This is a genomic window from Profundicola chukchiensis (assembly GCF_029664245.1).
Classification (GTDB): Bacteria; Bacteroidota; Bacteroidia; order Flavobacteriales; family Weeksellaceae; genus Profundicola; species Profundicola chukchiensis.
The window spans coordinates 55175-72304 of record NZ_JANAIE010000006.1 but is presented as its reverse complement, the minus strand read 5'-3'; the positions used below and the strand labels follow the sequence as shown (position 1 = coordinate 72304).

13 protein-coding genes are annotated in these 17130 nt (G+C 34.2%); 8 read left to right on the top strand and 5 right to left on the bottom strand.

Going from position 1 to position 17130, the window contains the following annotated elements; translation table 11 throughout:
* Nucleotides 1–440 precede the first annotated feature (440 nt).
* Nucleotides 441–3413: a protein translocase subunit SecD gene (gene secD, locus NLM59_RS09100; protein WP_304417465.1), complete on the bottom strand. Its 2973-nt coding sequence runs from the start codon at nt 3411–3413 to the stop codon at nt 441–443.
* A 244-nt stretch (nt 3414–3657) separates the two neighbouring features.
* Between secD and NLM59_RS09095 the strand changes: the two genes are divergently transcribed.
* Genes NLM59_RS09095 through NLM59_RS09080 form a run of 4 tightly spaced genes read left to right on the top strand, consistent with a single transcriptional unit; the run spans nt 3658 to nt 6754 of the window.
* On the top strand, nt 3658–4611 hold the full coding sequence (locus NLM59_RS09095) for an NAD-dependent epimerase/dehydratase family protein (protein ID WP_304417464.1): 954 nt from the start codon (nt 3658–3660) through the stop codon (nt 4609–4611).
* 10 nt (nt 4612–4621) lie between these two features.
* Nucleotides 4622–5617 carry an aminoglycoside phosphotransferase family protein gene (locus tag NLM59_RS09090; protein ID WP_304417463.1) on the top strand — a complete coding sequence of 332 codons (996 nt, stop codon included), beginning with the start codon at nt 4622–4624 and terminating at the stop codon, nt 5615–5617.
* A complete protein-coding gene (locus tag NLM59_RS09085) occupies nt 5617–6042 on the top strand; it encodes a RapZ C-terminal domain-containing protein (RefSeq protein ID WP_304417462.1) in 426 nt (141 codons plus the stop codon). The genes NLM59_RS09090 and NLM59_RS09085 overlap by 1 nt, the downstream gene beginning before the upstream one ends.
* A gap of 1 nt (nt 6043) precedes the next feature.
* The gene (locus tag NLM59_RS09080) at nt 6044–6754 is read left to right on the top strand and encodes a nucleotidyltransferase family protein (protein ID WP_304417461.1); all 711 of its coding nucleotides are present in this window, start codon (nt 6044–6046) and stop codon (nt 6752–6754) included.
* Between the two features lie 102 nt (nt 6755–6856).
* On the opposite strand, the gene NLM59_RS09075 is transcribed toward NLM59_RS09080, so the two are convergent.
* Nucleotides 6857–8824 carry an alpha-amylase family glycosyl hydrolase gene (locus tag NLM59_RS09075; RefSeq protein ID WP_304417460.1) on the bottom strand — a complete coding sequence of 656 codons (1968 nt, stop codon included), beginning with the start codon at nt 8822–8824 and terminating at the stop codon, nt 6857–6859.
* A gap of 276 nt (nt 8825–9100) precedes the next feature.
* Here NLM59_RS09075 and NLM59_RS09070 point away from each other — a divergent pair, with 276 nt between their 5' ends.
* Nucleotides 9101–10225, top strand: a complete 1125-nt coding sequence (locus NLM59_RS09070; protein WP_304417459.1) for an oxygenase MpaB family protein — start codon at nt 9101–9103, stop codon at nt 10223–10225.
* A gap of 49 nt (nt 10226–10274) precedes the next feature.
* Here NLM59_RS09070 and NLM59_RS09065 read toward each other — a convergent pair whose 3' ends face one another.
* Genes NLM59_RS09065 through NLM59_RS09055 form a run of 3 tightly spaced genes read right to left on the bottom strand, consistent with a single transcriptional unit; the run spans nt 10275 to nt 12702 of the window.
* Nucleotides 10275–11069, bottom strand: a complete 795-nt coding sequence (locus NLM59_RS09065) for a thymidylate synthase (RefSeq protein ID WP_304417458.1) — start codon at nt 11067–11069, stop codon at nt 10275–10277.
* A gap of 40 nt (nt 11070–11109) precedes the next feature.
* Complete coding sequence (locus tag NLM59_RS09060; RefSeq protein ID WP_304417457.1) at nt 11110–12138, bottom strand: endonuclease; 1029 nt, start codon at nt 12136–12138, stop codon at nt 11110–11112.
* A complete protein-coding gene (locus NLM59_RS09055) occupies nt 12139–12702 on the bottom strand; it encodes a 1-acyl-sn-glycerol-3-phosphate acyltransferase (protein WP_304417456.1) in 564 nt (187 codons plus the stop codon).
* Between the two features lie 327 nt (nt 12703–13029).
* Between NLM59_RS09055 and NLM59_RS09050 the strand changes: the two genes are divergently transcribed.
* The 3 genes from NLM59_RS09050 to NLM59_RS09040 are packed head-to-tail and all read left to right on the top strand — an operon-like array spanning nt 13030 to nt 17090.
* On the top strand, nt 13030–13443 hold the full coding sequence (locus NLM59_RS09050; protein WP_304417528.1) for a MarR family winged helix-turn-helix transcriptional regulator: 414 nt from the start codon (nt 13030–13032) through the stop codon (nt 13441–13443).
* Between the two features lie 15 nt (nt 13444–13458).
* Nucleotides 13459–15864: a 3-hydroxyacyl-CoA dehydrogenase/enoyl-CoA hydratase family protein gene (locus NLM59_RS09045; protein ID WP_304417455.1), complete on the top strand. Its 2406-nt coding sequence runs from the start codon at nt 13459–13461 to the stop codon at nt 15862–15864.
* A gap of 47 nt (nt 15865–15911) precedes the next feature.
* The gene (locus NLM59_RS09040; protein WP_304417454.1) at nt 15912–17090 is read left to right on the top strand and encodes an acetyl-CoA C-acyltransferase; all 1179 of its coding nucleotides are present in this window, start codon (nt 15912–15914) and stop codon (nt 17088–17090) included.
* Nucleotides 17091–17130: the final 40 nt, after the last annotated feature.

Here is a 17130-nt window from a genome sequence, read left to right as displayed (position 1 = left end):
CTACTCAAGAGAAACTCTGTCATAACCGAACAAATAACTTAAGCCGTAGTTTACATAATTTAGCCCTTAAAATTCCTCTCCTTCTTCGTTAATCTTATATAAAAGTTAAAGACTATACTACTTAGGAAACTCCTACAAAATTCATTTGAGTCATTAAATCTAACCTGTTTAAGATTATTACTTAATCCCCAATACATCCTTAGGACAAGCTAGAGGGTCTTTATACTCTTGACCTTTGGTATTTACTTATGAGATGACATAAACACTTTGCAACTAGCTTAATTTAGATTTAAACTAACCATAGTTATTTTAGTATATGTTGTGTATTTGTTATTGCCGAGACATCCATAATGAACATTATACTCAATAATTATTGGGCATAAAAAAATCTCGTTCATTTCTGAACGAGATTTTATAGTCCTCATGAGAATAATATAAAATTATTCTGGTCTGTTTTTCAATGATTTTCTTGAGAAATCGTATGCTAAGAATGAAGCAACGAAAACTGAAGAGTATGTACCGATTCCGATACCAACTAATAATGCAAACATAAAGCTACGTATAGTTTCACCTCCAAATAAGAAAATAATGAAGATTACGAATAATGTAGTTAATGATGTATTCATAGTTCTTGTCAAGGTAGTATTAATCGCAGCATTGATTAATTTACCAAAAGACATTTTTGGATGATCGTACATAAACTCACGGATTCTATCGAATACAATTACCGTATCGTTGATAGAGTATCCAATTACCGTTAGAATTGCTGCAATAAAGGCAACGTCAATCTCTAAAGAGAATGGTACGATTCCGTGTAATAAAGAGAATAATCCTAATACGATTAATGAATCGTGGAAAACAGCCAATACTGCAGCTGCAGAGAATTGCCATTTACGGAAACGAATCAATAAGTAAAGGAATACCATGGCTAAAGCAAAACCTAGAGAGTAGAATGCATTATAAGTAATGTCATCAGCAATAGATGGACCTACTTTTCTATACTCCACTAATCCAAGCGCTTGACCTTGAGTTTCACCTACATTCACAAACTCATCAAAAGACTGATCTGCAGGCAAGTATTTCTTCAATCCTTCGTATAACTTCTCTTCCACTTCTTTATCAACTTCTTGAGAGTCATCTTCTGATTTATATTTTGTACTAATCTTGATTTGATTTGAACTACCAATAGTAACCACATTTGGATGATATTGTGTTCCTTCTTCATCAACAAATACATTAGCTAAATCAGCAGCTACTTCATTTGACGCAACTGGTTGATCAAATCTTACTTTATATTCTCTACCATTTTGGAACTCGATACCAAGGTTTAAACCTCTAGTAACTAAAGATCCAACAGAGATTAATAGAAGAACTGCAGAGATGATGTAAGCAGTTTTCTTGAATTTCAAGAAGTCGTATTTCGCATCTTTTAAGAAAGTAAGCGTAAGTTTATTACCAAACGAAATTGTCTTACCATTATCTAATCTATTATAGATTAATAATTTAGCAAACAATACAGAAGTAAATAATGAAGTAAAGATACCGATCATTAAGGTCACAGCAAATCCTTTGATTGGACCTTCTCCAAAGAAGAATAATACAATCGCCGTAATTAAGGTCGTAACGTTAGCATCCACAATCGCTGAGATAGCACCTTTCCAAGAGTAAGCAATACTTACTGATTCTTTAAGGGATTTACCTTTAAATAATTCTTCTTTTACACGCTCATAAATAATCACGTTGGCATCCACCGCCATACCAATGGTTAATACAACCCCGGCAATACCTGGTAAGGTAAGAACGGCTCCAAACGAAACTAAGATACCGAATAAGAATAATAAGTTCGTGATTAATGCTATAACAGAAACAATACCAGCTCCGCTATAGAATAAAATCATGTAAACAAACACTAAAGCTAATGCAATAGCAAATGATAAAATACCCGCTTGAATTGCTTCTTTACCTAAAGATGGTCCAACAACGTCTGCCTGAATAATACTAGCTGATGCTGGTAAACTACCTGCTGATAAAACACTTGATAAATCTTTAGCTTCATTGAAAGTAAAGTCTCCAGAAATCTGAGATCTTCCACCCGCAATTGGTTCATTAATATTTGGTGCACTATATACCAAGTTATCTAAAACAATGGCAATAGGCTTTTGATTAAACTTCTTTGTAATTTCATACCAATTCTGAGCTCCTTGAGAGTTCATTTGCATAGACACCATAACTTCGTTACCAAAAGTCTGAGTTTGTCTATCTGCACTAGCAGAAGTAACAGAACCACCATCCATTAATGCTTCGTTTTTCGCATTTCCACGAATAGCATATAATGGTAATAAATCAGTTTCTTGGTTCGCAGCGTCTCTAATTGTTTTATTACCCCATAAGAACTTGAAATTTCTTAAGTTACCTGGTAATAATGATTTCCCAACAGTACTATGAATAGCTTTATTAACTTCGGCTGTATCTGAAGTTGGAACAACAAACACATGACTCGCTCCACCTTGTGAAGGAACCATTTTAGAAATTAATGGAGCTGCTGTTGATGTTGAATCTAACTCAACAGAAAGTCTATTACTTAAAGAAGTGAAATATCCTGCGATGTCATTATTCATTCTAACAGCTTCCCAGAACTCTAGTTTTGCTGTAGATTGAAGTAAATTCTTAACACGATCTGTGTCTTTAACACCTGGTAATTCTACCAAAATTCTACCTGAACCCCTCTCTCCTACTCTTTGAACCACTGGTTGAGTTACCCCAAACTGGTCAATACGAGCACGAATAACTTGGAATGCTGTACTAACTTTAGACTCAATATAATCACGAATCACTTTCTCTGCTTGTGCATCAGAAGTGTTGATATTAATTAATTCTGAGTTGTTACGAGTACCAAACCAAGACGGAGCAGCTAACTTTAAGCCTCCTTTTTCTTGCTTATACGCGTTGTATTCTGTGAAGAAATCATCGATATACTCTGCGTTACTAGCTTTTTGTCTTTCAGTAGTACGATTTAAAACTTCTAAAAAGTCAGGATCTTGACTTTTATCAGCTAAATCCGACAATAAATCTCTAATTGATACTTGAAGAATCACGTTCATACCACCTTTAAGGTCAAGCCCTAAGGACATTTCCTTTTCTTTGGCTGTATTGTAGTCATATTTTACAATACCTAAATTTAACGTGTCTTTTGATAATCTACTTAGTGTATTATTTTTAAAAGAATTTTGGTATGATTCGCGTTCAGCGACCGTTAAATTTGGAGATTTAGACAACAGAGAATCCATTTTGAACTGGACTTCTTTGTTAGCCTTGGTCTCCACATTGTTGGTATACCATGTAAAACTTAAATAATACAAACTCATAAGAGCCATCACTGTGGCAAATGTGAGTACTAAACCTTTTCCTTGCATTCTGATTTGGTTTGTTCTTATTAACGCGCAAATATAACTCTATGCTTATAATTTTCACAATTATTTATGATATTTCCTTAACCAACAAGGCTATCTCTTTAAATTACAGCAACTTAAACCTTAACAGCTGAGCCAAATCAAGCTCTAAACCTTATAATAATCATAAATTACCTATTTGATTTTACCAATTTTGTAAATCATAGTATCTTTGAACCTCTTAAAAGCATATTTTAAAAATAATTGCATGACAAAAATTTTGGTAACTGGTGCATTAGGGCAAATTGGCTCTGAGCTAGCAGAAAAATTAGCACAGATCTACGGTTCTGAGAATGTTTTAATTACAGATATTAGAGAACCTGAACAGAATCATTTAGATATTCCTTATCAAAAATTAGATGTTAATGACGAACAAGCCATCAAGGATATCGTTATCAACAACCAAATTACTGAAGTTTATCATTTAGCAGCCATGCTTTCTGCAACAGCTGAGAAATATCCAATTCAAGGTTGGAACTTAAACACCAACTCTCTTTTAACTTTTCTAGAATTAGCAAAAGACAAAAAGCTGAGTAAAATATTTTGGCCTAGTAGTATTGCTGTATTTGGTAGAGGTGCCGCTGCAGATATGACGCCGCAAGAAGAGGTTACTAATCCATTGAGTATGTATGGTGTAGCTAAAGTTGCTGGAGAAGGATTCTGCGAAATATATCATCAAAAATATGGTGTAGACGTAAGAAGCATTAGATATCCAGGTTTAATCAGCTGGAAAACTTTACCAGGAGGTGGAACTACAGATTACGCTGTAGACATTTACTATAAAGCTTTAGAAGACAAAAAATACGAAAGTTTTATCGGAGAAGGAACGGCTCTTCCTATGATGTATATGGACGATGCAATTCGTGCTACGATTGAGTTAATGCAAGCTCCAAAAGAGGACTTAACTATTCATACAGCTTATAACTTACAGGGGATTACATTCACCCCAGAAGAGATTGCCGCTGAAATCAAAAAACATATTTCAGATTTCGAGATTTCTTATGCTCCAGATTACAGACAAGCAATTGCCGATTCTTGGCCCAATAGCATAGACGACACTCAAGCTCAAAAAGATTGGAACTGGAAACCTGAGTTTGATTTAGATTCTATGACCGTGGAGATGTTAAAACATCTGAAGTCAAAACTTAAGATTAACGTATAATTCATAGTTTATGTCTATAATAGATGACTTCCTACTATCATTTAACCCAGGCTACTCTGACTTAGTCCAACTAGCCGAAAGCGGTTCGGGAAGGTCTTATTATAGATTTAAAGCTGAAGATAAAACATATGTCCTCACCGAAAGTGAGGACATTTCTGAAAATGAATCTTTCTATTATTTAAGCGAACTATTTCAAAATTTAAATGGACTAGTACCGAAAGTTCTTAAAATAAATTCAAACAAAGATTTATATATTCAAGAAGATTTGGGTGATATTAGTCTTCTAGAGTTAAAATTAAAAGATGATACCAACACTTCATCTCTTTATGAACAAGCGGTCAAAAAGCTTGCTCATCTTCAAATTGGTGCCCACCAAGTTATAGATTACAATCAAGTTTATGGATTTAGTTCCTTTGACAAAATTCTAGTTCTAAGAGATTTATTCTACTTTAAAGATTATTTCTTAGATTTAATAAATCTTGATTACTCACAAACTGAATTACTTCAAGAGTTTGATCAAATTGCTGAAGCTGTTGTACAAACACATTATAGATTTTTTATGTTTCGTGATTTTCAAGGTAGAAATATCTTGATTAAGAACAACAAAACCTACTTTATTGATTATCAAGATGGCATGGAAGGACCCATTGCTTATGATTTGGTTTCTCTTTTATGGCAGGCTAAAGCAAATTTAACAATAGAAGAAAAGGACAGTTTATACAGTATCTATACTTCTGAACTAAAGAAATTATTACCTAATCGTTTTAATTCTAGCGACTTCAAACAAGATTACTACATCTGTTTATTAATTAGATTGTTACAGGTCGTAGGAGCCTATGGCAAACTAGGTTTTATTCAAAACAAAACTCATTTCAGAGATAGTTTGGCGCTAGGAATTCAAAACCTAAATCAAATTGCAGAAATAGGGATTATTGATAAATTCCCAACCCTTAAAAATATTTGCTCTTCTTTAAATTTAACTCATATTCCTAAAAATAATATTTAATGTCTGAAAAATTAAAAATTAACGTTCGTAGCTTCTCTTATAAAAAGGGTATTCCCGAAGATAAATCTGGCAACGGAGGTGGATTTGCTTTTGATTGTAGAGGAATATTAAATCCTGGAAGAATCGAGGAATTTAAAACCCAAACTGGAAGAGATAAAGGCGTGATGGACTATTTAGAAACTCAGACCAGAATGCCTGAATTCATAAAATCTGCAGTTTCCATTGTAGAAATTTCTGTAGAGGATTATTTGGCAAGAAACTTCACCAACTTAGAAGTTAATTTTGGTTGCACAGGTGGTCAACATAGGTCTGTATATGCAGCAGATTATATGGCAAATCATTTAAAAAATAAATATCCTGAAGCTGAAGTTAATGTGGAACATGTAGTACAAGAATCTAAAAACTGGATCAATAAGCCATATTAATATGAAAGCCATGATTTTCGCGGCCGGATTAGGAACTCGGCTCCAACCTTTTACTTTTAACGCGCCCAAAGCCCTATTTCCTGTAAATGGAAAACCATTGTTGCAACGTAATATTGAATATTTAAAATCTTACGGCATTCAAGAATTTGTGATTAATGTCCACCATTTTGCAGATCAGATTGAAGATTTTTTAAAGCAAAATGACAATTTTGGTGTTGAGATTCAAATTTCAGATGAAAGAGAGGAATTATTAGAAACAGGTGGTGGTTTAGTTAAGGCTAAAGATTTATTGGGCGACAAGCCATTTTTGGTAATGAATTCAGATATTCTGACCGATATGCCGATCGATGAATTTATTACATTTCATTCGCAGCACGAGGCTTTAATCTCTTTGGCAGTGAGTGATAGAGAAAGCACTCGAAAGTTGTTATTCGATGAAAATAATAAACTCTGTGGCTGGAAAGATTTAAGAAATGGAGATAGTATTATTGAAAACCCAGAATATAAACAAGCATTAGCTTTTAGTGGAATTCACATCATCGACCCCAAGTTTTTTGAATTAAACACTTTTGAGGGTAAATTCTCTATCATGAAACCTTATATGGAATTAATGAAAAGTCACGAAATCTATGGTTTTGACCACACAAACTACAAACTTTTAGATGTAGGTAAAATGGAAAGTGTACCTTTAGCTGAACAGTGGTTTAAATAAGAAATGAAGGATTACTTAAACAATAGAAACTAAAAGAATTAAAAAAAAAAAAATTAGGTAGCAAAATACTACCTGATTTTTTCTTTTATATCAATACTTTAATTATGCTTTTTTCTTCAATACCAAAGCCGTTCTGCTAGGTAAATATAAAGTTAAATCATGATTTTTAGACGAGTAAACCATTTCCTTATCTATTCTATCAAATCCTCCTAAATCTTTATCGTCTGAAGATAGTATGATATTATAATCCGCTTTTTCTAGCGTATTAAAACTAAAGTCTGTAAAACTTTCTTGACCAAAATTAAAGACAAATATTAAATCCGCTTTTCTAAAAGCTAAAATCTTTCTTTCGTTATCTTCATAAAGTTTATAATCCTCTGTAGTATTTAAAACATTAAACTCCTTAATCAAAGAAATCATTTCTTGATCAAATTTCTCTAAAAATTGATATTTCAAATGATCTTTATCAGCTAAAGACCATTGTCTTCGTGCATATTTATAACTCCAATCGTTTTCTGCTCTCGGAAAATCAATCCACTCTGGGTGTCCAAATTCATTTCCCATGAAATTCATATAGCCTTCACCACCTAATACTGCCGTAATAAAACGAATCATTTTGTGTAGAGCAATTCCTCTGTCCACCACCAAACTCTCATTAAAAATGCTCATTTCTGTATACATGGCGGAATCCATTAACCAAAAGACCAAAGTTTTATCACCTACCAAAGCCTGGTCATGACTCTCTGCATAGGCAATGTTCTTTTCATCTTTTCTACGATTTATCAGATGCCAGTATAAATCGCCCATGTGCCAATCCTCATCTTTTTTGGTTTCTAATAAGGTAAACCAAAAATCAGGCAAGCCCATCGCCAAACGATAATCAAATCCTAATCCACCCTCCTCAACAGGACGCACAGCTCCTGGCATACCGCTCATATCTTCGCAAATGCTAATGACATCAGGATTAAGGTTGTGAATCAACTCATTAGCTAACTGCAAATAAATAATCGCATCATTGTTGGTATCAGTGAAATATTTAGAATAATCAGTGAATTCAACATGACCAAAATGTTGGTAAAGCATGCTCGTTACTCCATCAAACCTAAAACCATCGAATTTAAATTCTTCCATCCAGTATTTAAGATTGGAAGCTAAAAAGCGTTTTACTTCTATTTTCTTATAATCAAAAGTGCGCGAATCCCAGTCGGGTTGCCAACCGTCAAAATACTGCTCCGTTCCGTCTAACTCAGCAAGACCTTCGTCTCTATTTTTCACTGCATGACTATGCACCACATCTAAAATCACTGCGATTCCCATTCCATGTGCAGTATCGATGAGATATCTCAAATCATCTGGTGAACCAAAACGTGAACTTGGCGCAAAATAATTTGAAACTTGGTATCCAAAAGAACCATAATACGGATGCTCTTGAATCGCCATTAATTGTACGCAGTTGTAACCTAATTTTTTAATTCTAGGTAAGATATTTTCCGCAAACTCTCGATAACTTCCAACACGCTCTTCCTCTGTCGCCATTCCAACGTGTGCCTCATAAATTAGAGGGGTTTTGATATCTTTTGCTGAAAATTTATTTTTCCATTGATATTGAATAATGCCGGCAAAAACTCCATCATATCCATGGTCTTCCTTTTGAACCACCTGTCTTATGTAAGCCGGAATCCTATCTAATTGACCATTTTCGCCATGAACGTGCATTTTCACCTTAGAACCAGGGACTAATTTATCCTTGTACTCCTCATCCGACAAGAAAATCTCCCAAGCACCATAATTTCCTCTTCTTAAAGGATTCGCTGCTCTATCCCAACCATTAAAATCTCCAATCAGCGAGACATAAGAAGCATTAGGCAACCAATCTCTAAACCACCAACCTTGCTTTTTCTCATCATATTGAAAGCCAAAAAACTCATGCGCTGAGGCAAACCTATCAAGGCTACCGAAATGCTTTTCAATATAATCTTTGGTGTTTTGATACCACTCTATTCTGTTAACAAGCTGTTGCTCAAATGGTTTTAGAAGTGGATCTTTTTCTATTAAAGTTAAGGCATGCATAAGGTTGGATTTAATTGCCAAAGATACATATATCTATAAATTCTAGGTATTAATTTATATTTCTAAAGTCTTTTTTAGAAGCATTTTAACTAAGCGGATTTTCAATAAATAAAGCCTATTTTGCTTATTCAAATAACATATTTCATTCTCATATTCTTAAGCTATAAATTAGCATTAACAGAGCTCGTGAAGTATTACTCGTATTAAATTCTATTAAAATTAAAGAAATAATTTGGTGTATAATTTGCCCACTCTATCCCTATATAGACGATAAAAATGATTGAAAATAAGAAGAATATTAAATTTTGGAAGTCAGGAAATGGCAAGGATTTTCTTGATTGGGCTGGGCTTACCAAAGATGATTTAAATTCTGATTTTTCAACAAGTCTATTTGAAGAATATGATGAAAAATGTGATCAATTTACTCAAAATTGGATTCAAAGCGGTGATTTTAAAATTATAATGAAATCACTTCATGGGTTTTCAACTTTAGAATTACCAGAGAATTATATTCAGTTTAGGGATGAATTAAGAATTATTCCGGATTGGGTTGATACGGATTTAATAAGATTAGGTTCACAACTTTCAGAGAGAAGTGGATTGAATGGCTTATTAATTTTAAGAAATTTCGCTCTTCTTGGTGGTTATACTTTTGCTAATCTCACCAAACCCTTGGTCGCGACAGGTTCGTTAGAAAAAGGCGCGATTCATAGGCTTTATAATACTTTAAAATTTTGGGTAGAAGTCACCAGAAGCAATACCTCAACAAATGATTTACGATTTAATGCTTGTTTGCAAACTCGCTTGATCCATTCAGCTTCGCGTTTAATGATTGAGGAAAAATTCCCGCATTGGGATATTAAAAAATATGGAGTTCCGATTAACCATGCAGACATGATAGCCACCCACATGGCTTTTACGGTGTATTATTTATATGGTTTAAATCAATTAAATTTTGAATTTAGCGAGCGTGAAGAAGCAGGTGTTTTTCATCTTTGGAAATACATTACATACCTATTAGGTGTTCCAATAGATTTAATTCCTAATGATAAAAAAGAAGCTTTAAGTTTTTTCTATTTCTGGACAAAATATCAATTAGCGCCCGATGAAGATGCCTTAAAACTTACCGATTCATTATTAAATGAAGACACACCGATTAGCCTGTTTTACCTTAAACCCATTAACCAAAGTATGGGCTATGTTCATAAGAGTGTAGCCAATTATCTGATTGATGCCAACATTCGTAAGGATTTACAAATTCCTAGTGTTGTTATGCCTCATTTGATACCAAATATCATTCAGCTTAAGAACAAAATGACTTTCAATAAGAAAAAGCAAATTCTAGAAGGTAGAAAGCATCAAGCCATCATTTTAAATGATTATAAAAATAACATCAAATAAAAAAGACGCTGAAAATATCAGCGTCTTTTAAAAATCTTTATACTAGCTCTTAAACAGCTACTTTCCCTTTAATATGTGGATGAGATGTATAATCTACCAATTCAAAATCCTCATATTTAAAGTCTAAAATATCTTTCACATCAGGATTTAATTTCATGCTTGGTAAAGGCTTTGGATCTCTCGTCAATTGTAATTTCATTTGTTCAAAATGGTTTGAATAAATGTGCGCATCCCCAAAAGTATGAACAATTTCTCCTTCTTCTAATCCAGTTACTTGTGCCATCATTTTTAGTAATAAAGCATAAGAAGCAATATTAAATGGTACGCCTAAAAAGATGTCGGCGCTTCTTTGGTACAGCTGTAAAGACAATTTCCCATTGGCTACATAAAACTGAAAAAAAGCATGACAAGGCATTAATGCCATATCTTCTAACTCGCCTACATTCCAAGCCGAAACTATCATTCTGCGGGAATCTGGATTTGTTTTAATTTGCTCTACTACCTTCTTGATTTGGTCTATGGTTTCTCCATTTGGAGCACCCCAACTACGCCATTGTTTTCCGTAAACAGGACCTAAATCACCATCTTCTCTCGCCCAAGCATTCCAAATTTTAACCCCATTATCTTGAAGGTATTTTACATTGGTATCACCTTGTAAAAACCATAATAATTCATGAATAATAGATTTAAGATGTAATTTCTTGGTCGTAACCATCGGAAATCCATCAGCTAAATCAAACCTCATCTGATATCCAAAAACACTTTTGGTTCCGGTTCCAGTTCTATCTTCTTTTAGAGTTCCGTTGTCTAAAACATGCTGAACTAAATCTAAATATTGTCTCATAAGGCAAAATTAAGCTAAAAATTAAGGTTTAAAAATTGAATTATTTCTTCAAGACTTTAAGCGTCTTACAGGTATTATTTTGACAGAATTTTACAAAATATAAACCTGGCGTTTCAGGTAAATAGGTTTTATTGTCTGTTAAATTTTCATCTTCAGAAATTAATTGACCTTGAAGATTATAAATTAAAATTTGATCAAACTCTTCTTGATAAGTTATATAGTCATGCGTTGGATTTGGATAAACAGAAAATGACTTTTCTTCTAAATCAACGGTTGACAAAACATCCCAAGTATTCAAGGCTTCCGGCCCACCCCATATATAAGTTGCTAAATATGGATTATCAATAAAAGGATTTCTATTACCTTGATAAAACTCTTCAATAATATCATTTCTCTGCATTTCATAAGCAGATGGCGGATCTTCTGCATTCCACTGCAAGAAAATATCGGGCATATCTTCATGATAAGAATTTAATCCTACGCCAACATAATTAGGCTTTAAGTCATTCGGATATCTGATAAAACTAAACATCATCATTCTTGCAACATCGCCTTTCCATTCGTCGCCTGGATAAAACCTTGAATTGGCTAATACGCTTGCATTTCCTGAACCTTCAGCAAAAGGAAAATTACTTCTCATTTCATTGAAATTAGAATCCGCAGCACGAATAGAATGCACATCTGAGCCTGGCCAGCTATCGTTGGTATATCCACCAATAGATTTTGGGTAAACATGTTCCCTATTCCATCTATCGGTACAAGAAATTACATGGCAGGTCATATCCTTACCACGAGTTCTGTCATTAAAATTTAAATCATCTTCATCATCGTATCCATAAATCAAGAAAACATTATCTGGATTTTCAGGATCTGCATCTGTTTCTTTTAAAGCATACCAAACCTGTGGCGTATAACTTAAATGATATAATTGTGTGTTCCTTACTAAATACTCTAGCTGTGATTTAACTTCTTCTGGAGAGGCCGTAAAATCAATAGAATTATAATAGCTTGGAATTTGTGCACTCGAACTAATACCGAGTAGAAGTATAAAAATATTTAAAAACCTCATCTATTTAATATCTCTGTTAAAATTCTCTGGATATTTTGGATGAATATCTTTATATACAACTTTAGCAAATTCTAATACCTCTTCTAGGCTATGTTTTTGTGGATCAATATAACCTTTAATAATAGCTTCTTTCTTCTTGTAGTCTGAAGTAGCAAACAAAAGAGGAACTTCCCCTTGTTTTGCGATATAGTAAAAACCTTTTTTCCATTTTTCTACCCATCCCCTAGTGCCTTCAGGTGTGTTTAAAAGATAAAGTCTTTGGTTTTCATCGCGTAACATATTCCCGGCATGTTTCACCAAGTTTTGACCTTGTGCACGATTCACTCCAATTCCACCTAACCATTTAATGATAAATCCATACCATGGCTTTGTCCAATCATCCTTAATGAACAACTTCATAGGAATTCCTAATTTCCAAAAAGCACCAACAGCGATTACGAAATCCCAGTTAGAGGTATGCGGTCCACATACCATGACACAACTACGTATTTGAGATAGGTCTTCTTCAACAATGAGCTTCCAACCCATTAACTTGAGTACTAAAGAACCAATAATTTTCTTCATTCTACAAATTTAGTATTATTTATAGGTATTTCAACAATTGAAATACTTTTAGAAGCTAAGAGAATATAAAATTTCATACTCAACATTTAAACTTAAATATTTTTAAAGGACAAAATTCGAGATATATTATATTTATATGTTTATCTTATGATATTAATATATAAATCCGTATTTTTAAACTCTTCAAGCATAACGCGTGTTAAATAATTGTGAAAGTTGCATAAATGGCTAGTAATTTAGTTGAATAAATTATGCACGCATAATAAAATTTGTTATATTTACGACGTGAAAGATTTTATATTCAAAGATTTACCCACGATAGATTACATGTTACGAACTACGTGGAATGCAGTTGTAAAGGCTTATAATACAGAAGCTAAAAAATATAATTTTACGATGGTGATGGGATTTGCATTACTTTCCATCGACCCTAAAAAAGGAACACCCAGTACATCTCTAGGTCCAAAAATGGGAATGGAACCTACTTCCCTTTCTCGAACATTGAAAAACCTTGAAGAAAGAGATTTGATAGAAAGACATCCCAACCCAGATGATGGTAGAGGTGTGATTATCAAACTTACTGCGGAAGGTATGGAAAGTAGAGATATTGCTAAACAAGTTGTATTACAATTCAATAAAAATATCGAACAAGAATTCGGAATGGAAAAACTCAAAGTATTCTTTGAAGTTAATCAAGGCATACAGAATATGATTTCCGAAAGAAAAATATTTAAGAAATAAATTTAATTTAACTATATGAAAAATAGACACATCAATCATGTAACCGTATTGGGATCTGGAGTGATGGGTTCTGGTATTGCATGTTTGCTAGCTGGAATCGGAGTTGAGGTTTTAATGCTCGACATGCTTCCAAGAGAACTTACAGATGCAGAAAAAGCAAAAGGCTTGTCGCTTGACGATAAAGTTGTTAGAAATAGAAACGCACAAGAACATTTAAATAAAGCTCTTAAATCTAATCCCTCTCCTATTTACGATAAAGCATTCGCTTCTCGTATTACCGTAGGTAACTTTGAAGATGATTTAGAGAAAATTAAAGACTCTGATTGGGTTATTGAAGTTATTGTTGAAAGATTGGACATCAAAAACCAAATGTTCGACAAGGTAGAGAAACTTAGAAAACCAGGAACTTTAGTTACTTCTAATACTTCGGGTATTCCTATTCATATGATGTCTGAAGGAAGAGGCGAAGATTTCCAAAAACACTTCTGTGGTACTCACTTCTTCAACCCTCCGAGATATTTAAGATTATTTGAAATTATTCCTGGACCTAAAACTTCTCCAGAGGTAATTTCGTTCTTTGAACATTATTCTAGTTTATTCTTAGGTAAACAACCTGTTTTAGCGAAAGATACACCAGGTTTCATTGGAAACCGTGTGGGTGTTTATTCTATGGCTAAAGTAATGGAACTTGGACAGGAATTAGGTTTAACAATTGAGGAAACAGATACTTTAACAGGTAGTATTTTAGGTCGTCCGAAGACCGGTACATTTAAACTAGCAGATTTAGTTGGTTTAGATACAGCTGCCAATGTTACCAAAGGTTTACAACAGAACACTGAAGGTGACGAAATGGTTAAAAACCTTAAAGATTCTAAAGTTTTAAATTTCCTTTTAGAAAATAAATTCTTAGGAGATAAAACAGGTAAAGGTTTCTACTATAAAGAAAAAGCTAAAGACGGATCTACTAATAGGTTTGCATTAGATTTAGAAAAATTAGAATATCGCCCACTAGAGCGTAACCAGTTAGATGTAATTGGTAGAGCTAAACAAGCGGGGGGAACAAAGAAACAATTAGGAGTTCTTTTAGCGGATAAAACAAAACATGGAGATTTAATTAGAAAGCACTTTGCTTCTCTATTTGCTTATGTTTCTCAACGTGTTCCTGAGATTTCTGACAATCTATACAGTATAGATGATGGAATGAGAACAGGTTACGCATGGAAATATGGTCCATTCGAAACTTGGAACATGGTAGGCGTTGAGAAAGGTGTTGAACTTATTGAAAGCGAAGGCTATAAAGTTGCTGATTGGGTAAAAGATATGCTTGCTGCAGGCGTTACTTCATTCTATCAAGTAAACGATCAAGGCAACAAAGAATTCTATGATATTGAAAGCAAAGCGTACAAAGAAATCCCTGGACAAGGAGCATTCATTATCTTAGATAATATCAGAAAAACAAAAGAAGTTTGGAAGAATGCCGAAGCTGTTATTGAGGATTTAGGCGATGGCGTTATCAACTTAGAGTTCCGTTCAAAAATGAACTCTATTGGTGGTGGTGTTATCCAAGGAATTCAAAAAGCAATCGATTTAGCAGAAAAAGATTACAAAGGTTTAGTAATCGGTAACCAAGCTGATAACTTCTCTGTTGGAGCCAACTTAGCTATGATTATGATGATGGCTGCAGAGCAAGATTGGTTTGAATTAAATATGGCGATTAAAACTTTCCAAGATACTATGATGAAAGTTCGCTATAGTAGTATTCCTGTTGTAGTTGCACCTCACGGAATGTCTTTAGGTGGAGGTTGTGAAATTTCACTTCATGCAGACAAAATCGTAGCTGCTGCCGAAACTTATATGGGATTAGTAGAAGTTGGTGTGGGTGTAATTCCTGGTGGTGGTGGAACCAAAGAAATGGTTCGCCGAGCTGGATTACATTTACTAAAGGATGATGTTAAAACAAATCACCTAAGAGAAGCATACTTAAATATAGCAATGGCTAAAGTGGCTACTTCTGCTCACGAGGCTAAAAATCTAGGTTTCTTAAGAGATCAGGATGTGATTGTAATGAACAAAGACAGACAAATTGCAGAAGCTAAGAAGCATGTAATTTTAATGTCGGATGCAGGTTATACAAAACCAGTTCAAGAAAAAGTAAAAGTATTAGGTAATAACGCTATGGGAATGTTCTATGTTGGATCTGACCAAATGGCGGCTGGAAATTACATTTCGGAACACGATCAATTAATTGCTAACAAATTAGGTTATGTAATGTCTGGAGGTAATCTGTCTGAAGAATCATTAGTGTCAGAGCAGTATTTGCTTGATTTAGAGCGCGAAGCTTTCTTATCACTTTGTGGTGAACGCAAGACTTTAGAAAGAATTCAGCACATGTTAACAAAAGGAAAACCTCTTAGAAACTAAGATTAGTACGAGAATTTAATTCATCTACTTATTTAAAAAATTAAACAATGAAACAAGCATATATAGTAACAGGATATCGAACCGCTGTAGGTAAAGCCCCGAAAGGAAGTTTACGCTTTACTCGTCCTGATGACATGGCAGCATCGGTATTAAAACATTTAATGAAACAGGTTCCTAATTTGGATCCAACGCGTGTTGACGATCTTATTGTAGGTTGTGCAATGCCTGAAGCAGAACAAGGTTTAAACATGGCGCGTTTAATCTCTTTAATGGGATTAGACACTGATAAAGTTCCTGGAGTTACAGTTAATAGATACTGTGCATCTGGTTCTGAATCTATTGCTTTGGCAGCAGCTAAAATCCGTACAGGGATGGCGGATTGTATTATTGCAGGTGGTGCAGAGTCTATGTCTTATATTCCAATGGGAGGATATAAACCAATTCCTGAAACGGATATTTCTAAAGCTCACGCCGATTATTATTGGGGAATGGGTCTAACTGCTGAGGCGGTTGCCAATGAGTTCAAAGTAAACCGTGAAGACCAAGATGAGTTTGCATATAACTCTCACCAAAAGGCTTTAAAAGCTAATGCAGAAGGATTATTTAAGGATCAAATCGTTCCTTTAGAAGTTGAACATAACTTTTTAGATGCTAAGGAGAAAGTTCAAACTAAGAAATATACATTCGATACAGACGAAGGTCCTCGTGCAGATACTTCTAAAGAAGTTTTAGCCAAACTAAGACCAGTTTTCGCAAATGGCGGAAGCGTTACTGCAGGTAACTCTTCACAAATGAGTGATGGAGCTGCATTTGTTTTAGTAATGTCAGAAGAAATGGTGAAAGAGTTAAACCTTGAGCCAGTTGCAAGATTAGTTTCTTATGCTACCGTAGGAGTTCCACCTAGAATCATGGGAATCGGACCATTGTATGCAATTCCAAAAGCTTTAGAGCAAGCCGGACTTAAGCAAAGTGACATGGATTTAATTGAATTAAACGAGGCATTCGCTTCTCAATCATTAGCCGTAATTAGAGGACTTGATTTAAACCAAGAAATCGTGAACGTTAATGGTGGAGCTATCGCTTTAGGTCACCCACTTGGATGTACAGGAACCAAATTGACAGTACAAATCTTAGACGAACTTAAAAAACGAGATAAAAAATACGGAATGGTAACTATGTGCGTAGGTACAGGACAAGGAGCCGCAAGTATTTTTGAGAGACTATAAGCTAGAATAGAGAGTTAAAAAAGCTCAATTGTCTAAAATT

Bases quoted from the DNA above. Each gene is read 5' to 3' on its own strand.
- secD (WP_304417465.1), bottom strand. From the start codon at position 3,413: ATGCAAGGAAAAGGTTTAGTACTCACATTTGCCACAGTGATGGCTCTT.
- NLM59_RS09095 (WP_304417464.1), top strand. From the start codon at position 3,658: ATGACAAAAATTTTGGTAACTGGTGCATTAGGGCAAATTGGCTCTGAG.
- NLM59_RS09090 (WP_304417463.1), top strand. From the start codon at position 4,622: ATGTCTATAATAGATGACTTCCTACTATCATTTAACCCAGGCTACTCT.
- NLM59_RS09085 (WP_304417462.1), top strand. From the start codon at position 5,617: ATGTCTGAAAAATTAAAAATTAACGTTCGTAGCTTCTCTTATAAAAAG.
- NLM59_RS09080 (WP_304417461.1), top strand. From the start codon at position 6,044: ATGAAAGCCATGATTTTCGCGGCCGGATTAGGAACTCGGCTCCAACCT.
- NLM59_RS09075 (WP_304417460.1), bottom strand. From the start codon at position 8,824: ATGCATGCCTTAACTTTAATAGAAAAAGATCCACTTCTAAAACCATTT.
- NLM59_RS09070 (WP_304417459.1), top strand. From the start codon at position 9,101: ATGATTGAAAATAAGAAGAATATTAAATTTTGGAAGTCAGGAAATGGC.
- NLM59_RS09065 (WP_304417458.1), bottom strand. From the start codon at position 11,069: ATGAGACAATATTTAGATTTAGTTCAGCATGTTTTAGACAACGGAACT.
- NLM59_RS09060 (WP_304417457.1), bottom strand. From the start codon at position 12,138: ATGAGGTTTTTAAATATTTTTATACTTCTACTCGGTATTAGTTCGAGT.
- NLM59_RS09055 (WP_304417456.1), bottom strand. From the start codon at position 12,702: ATGAAGAAAATTATTGGTTCTTTAGTACTCAAGTTAATGGGTTGGAAG.
- NLM59_RS09050 (WP_304417528.1), top strand. From the start codon at position 13,030: ATGTTACGAACTACGTGGAATGCAGTTGTAAAGGCTTATAATACAGAA.
- NLM59_RS09045 (WP_304417455.1), top strand. From the start codon at position 13,459: ATGAAAAATAGACACATCAATCATGTAACCGTATTGGGATCTGGAGTG.
- NLM59_RS09040 (WP_304417454.1), top strand. From the start codon at position 15,912: ATGAAACAAGCATATATAGTAACAGGATATCGAACCGCTGTAGGTAAA.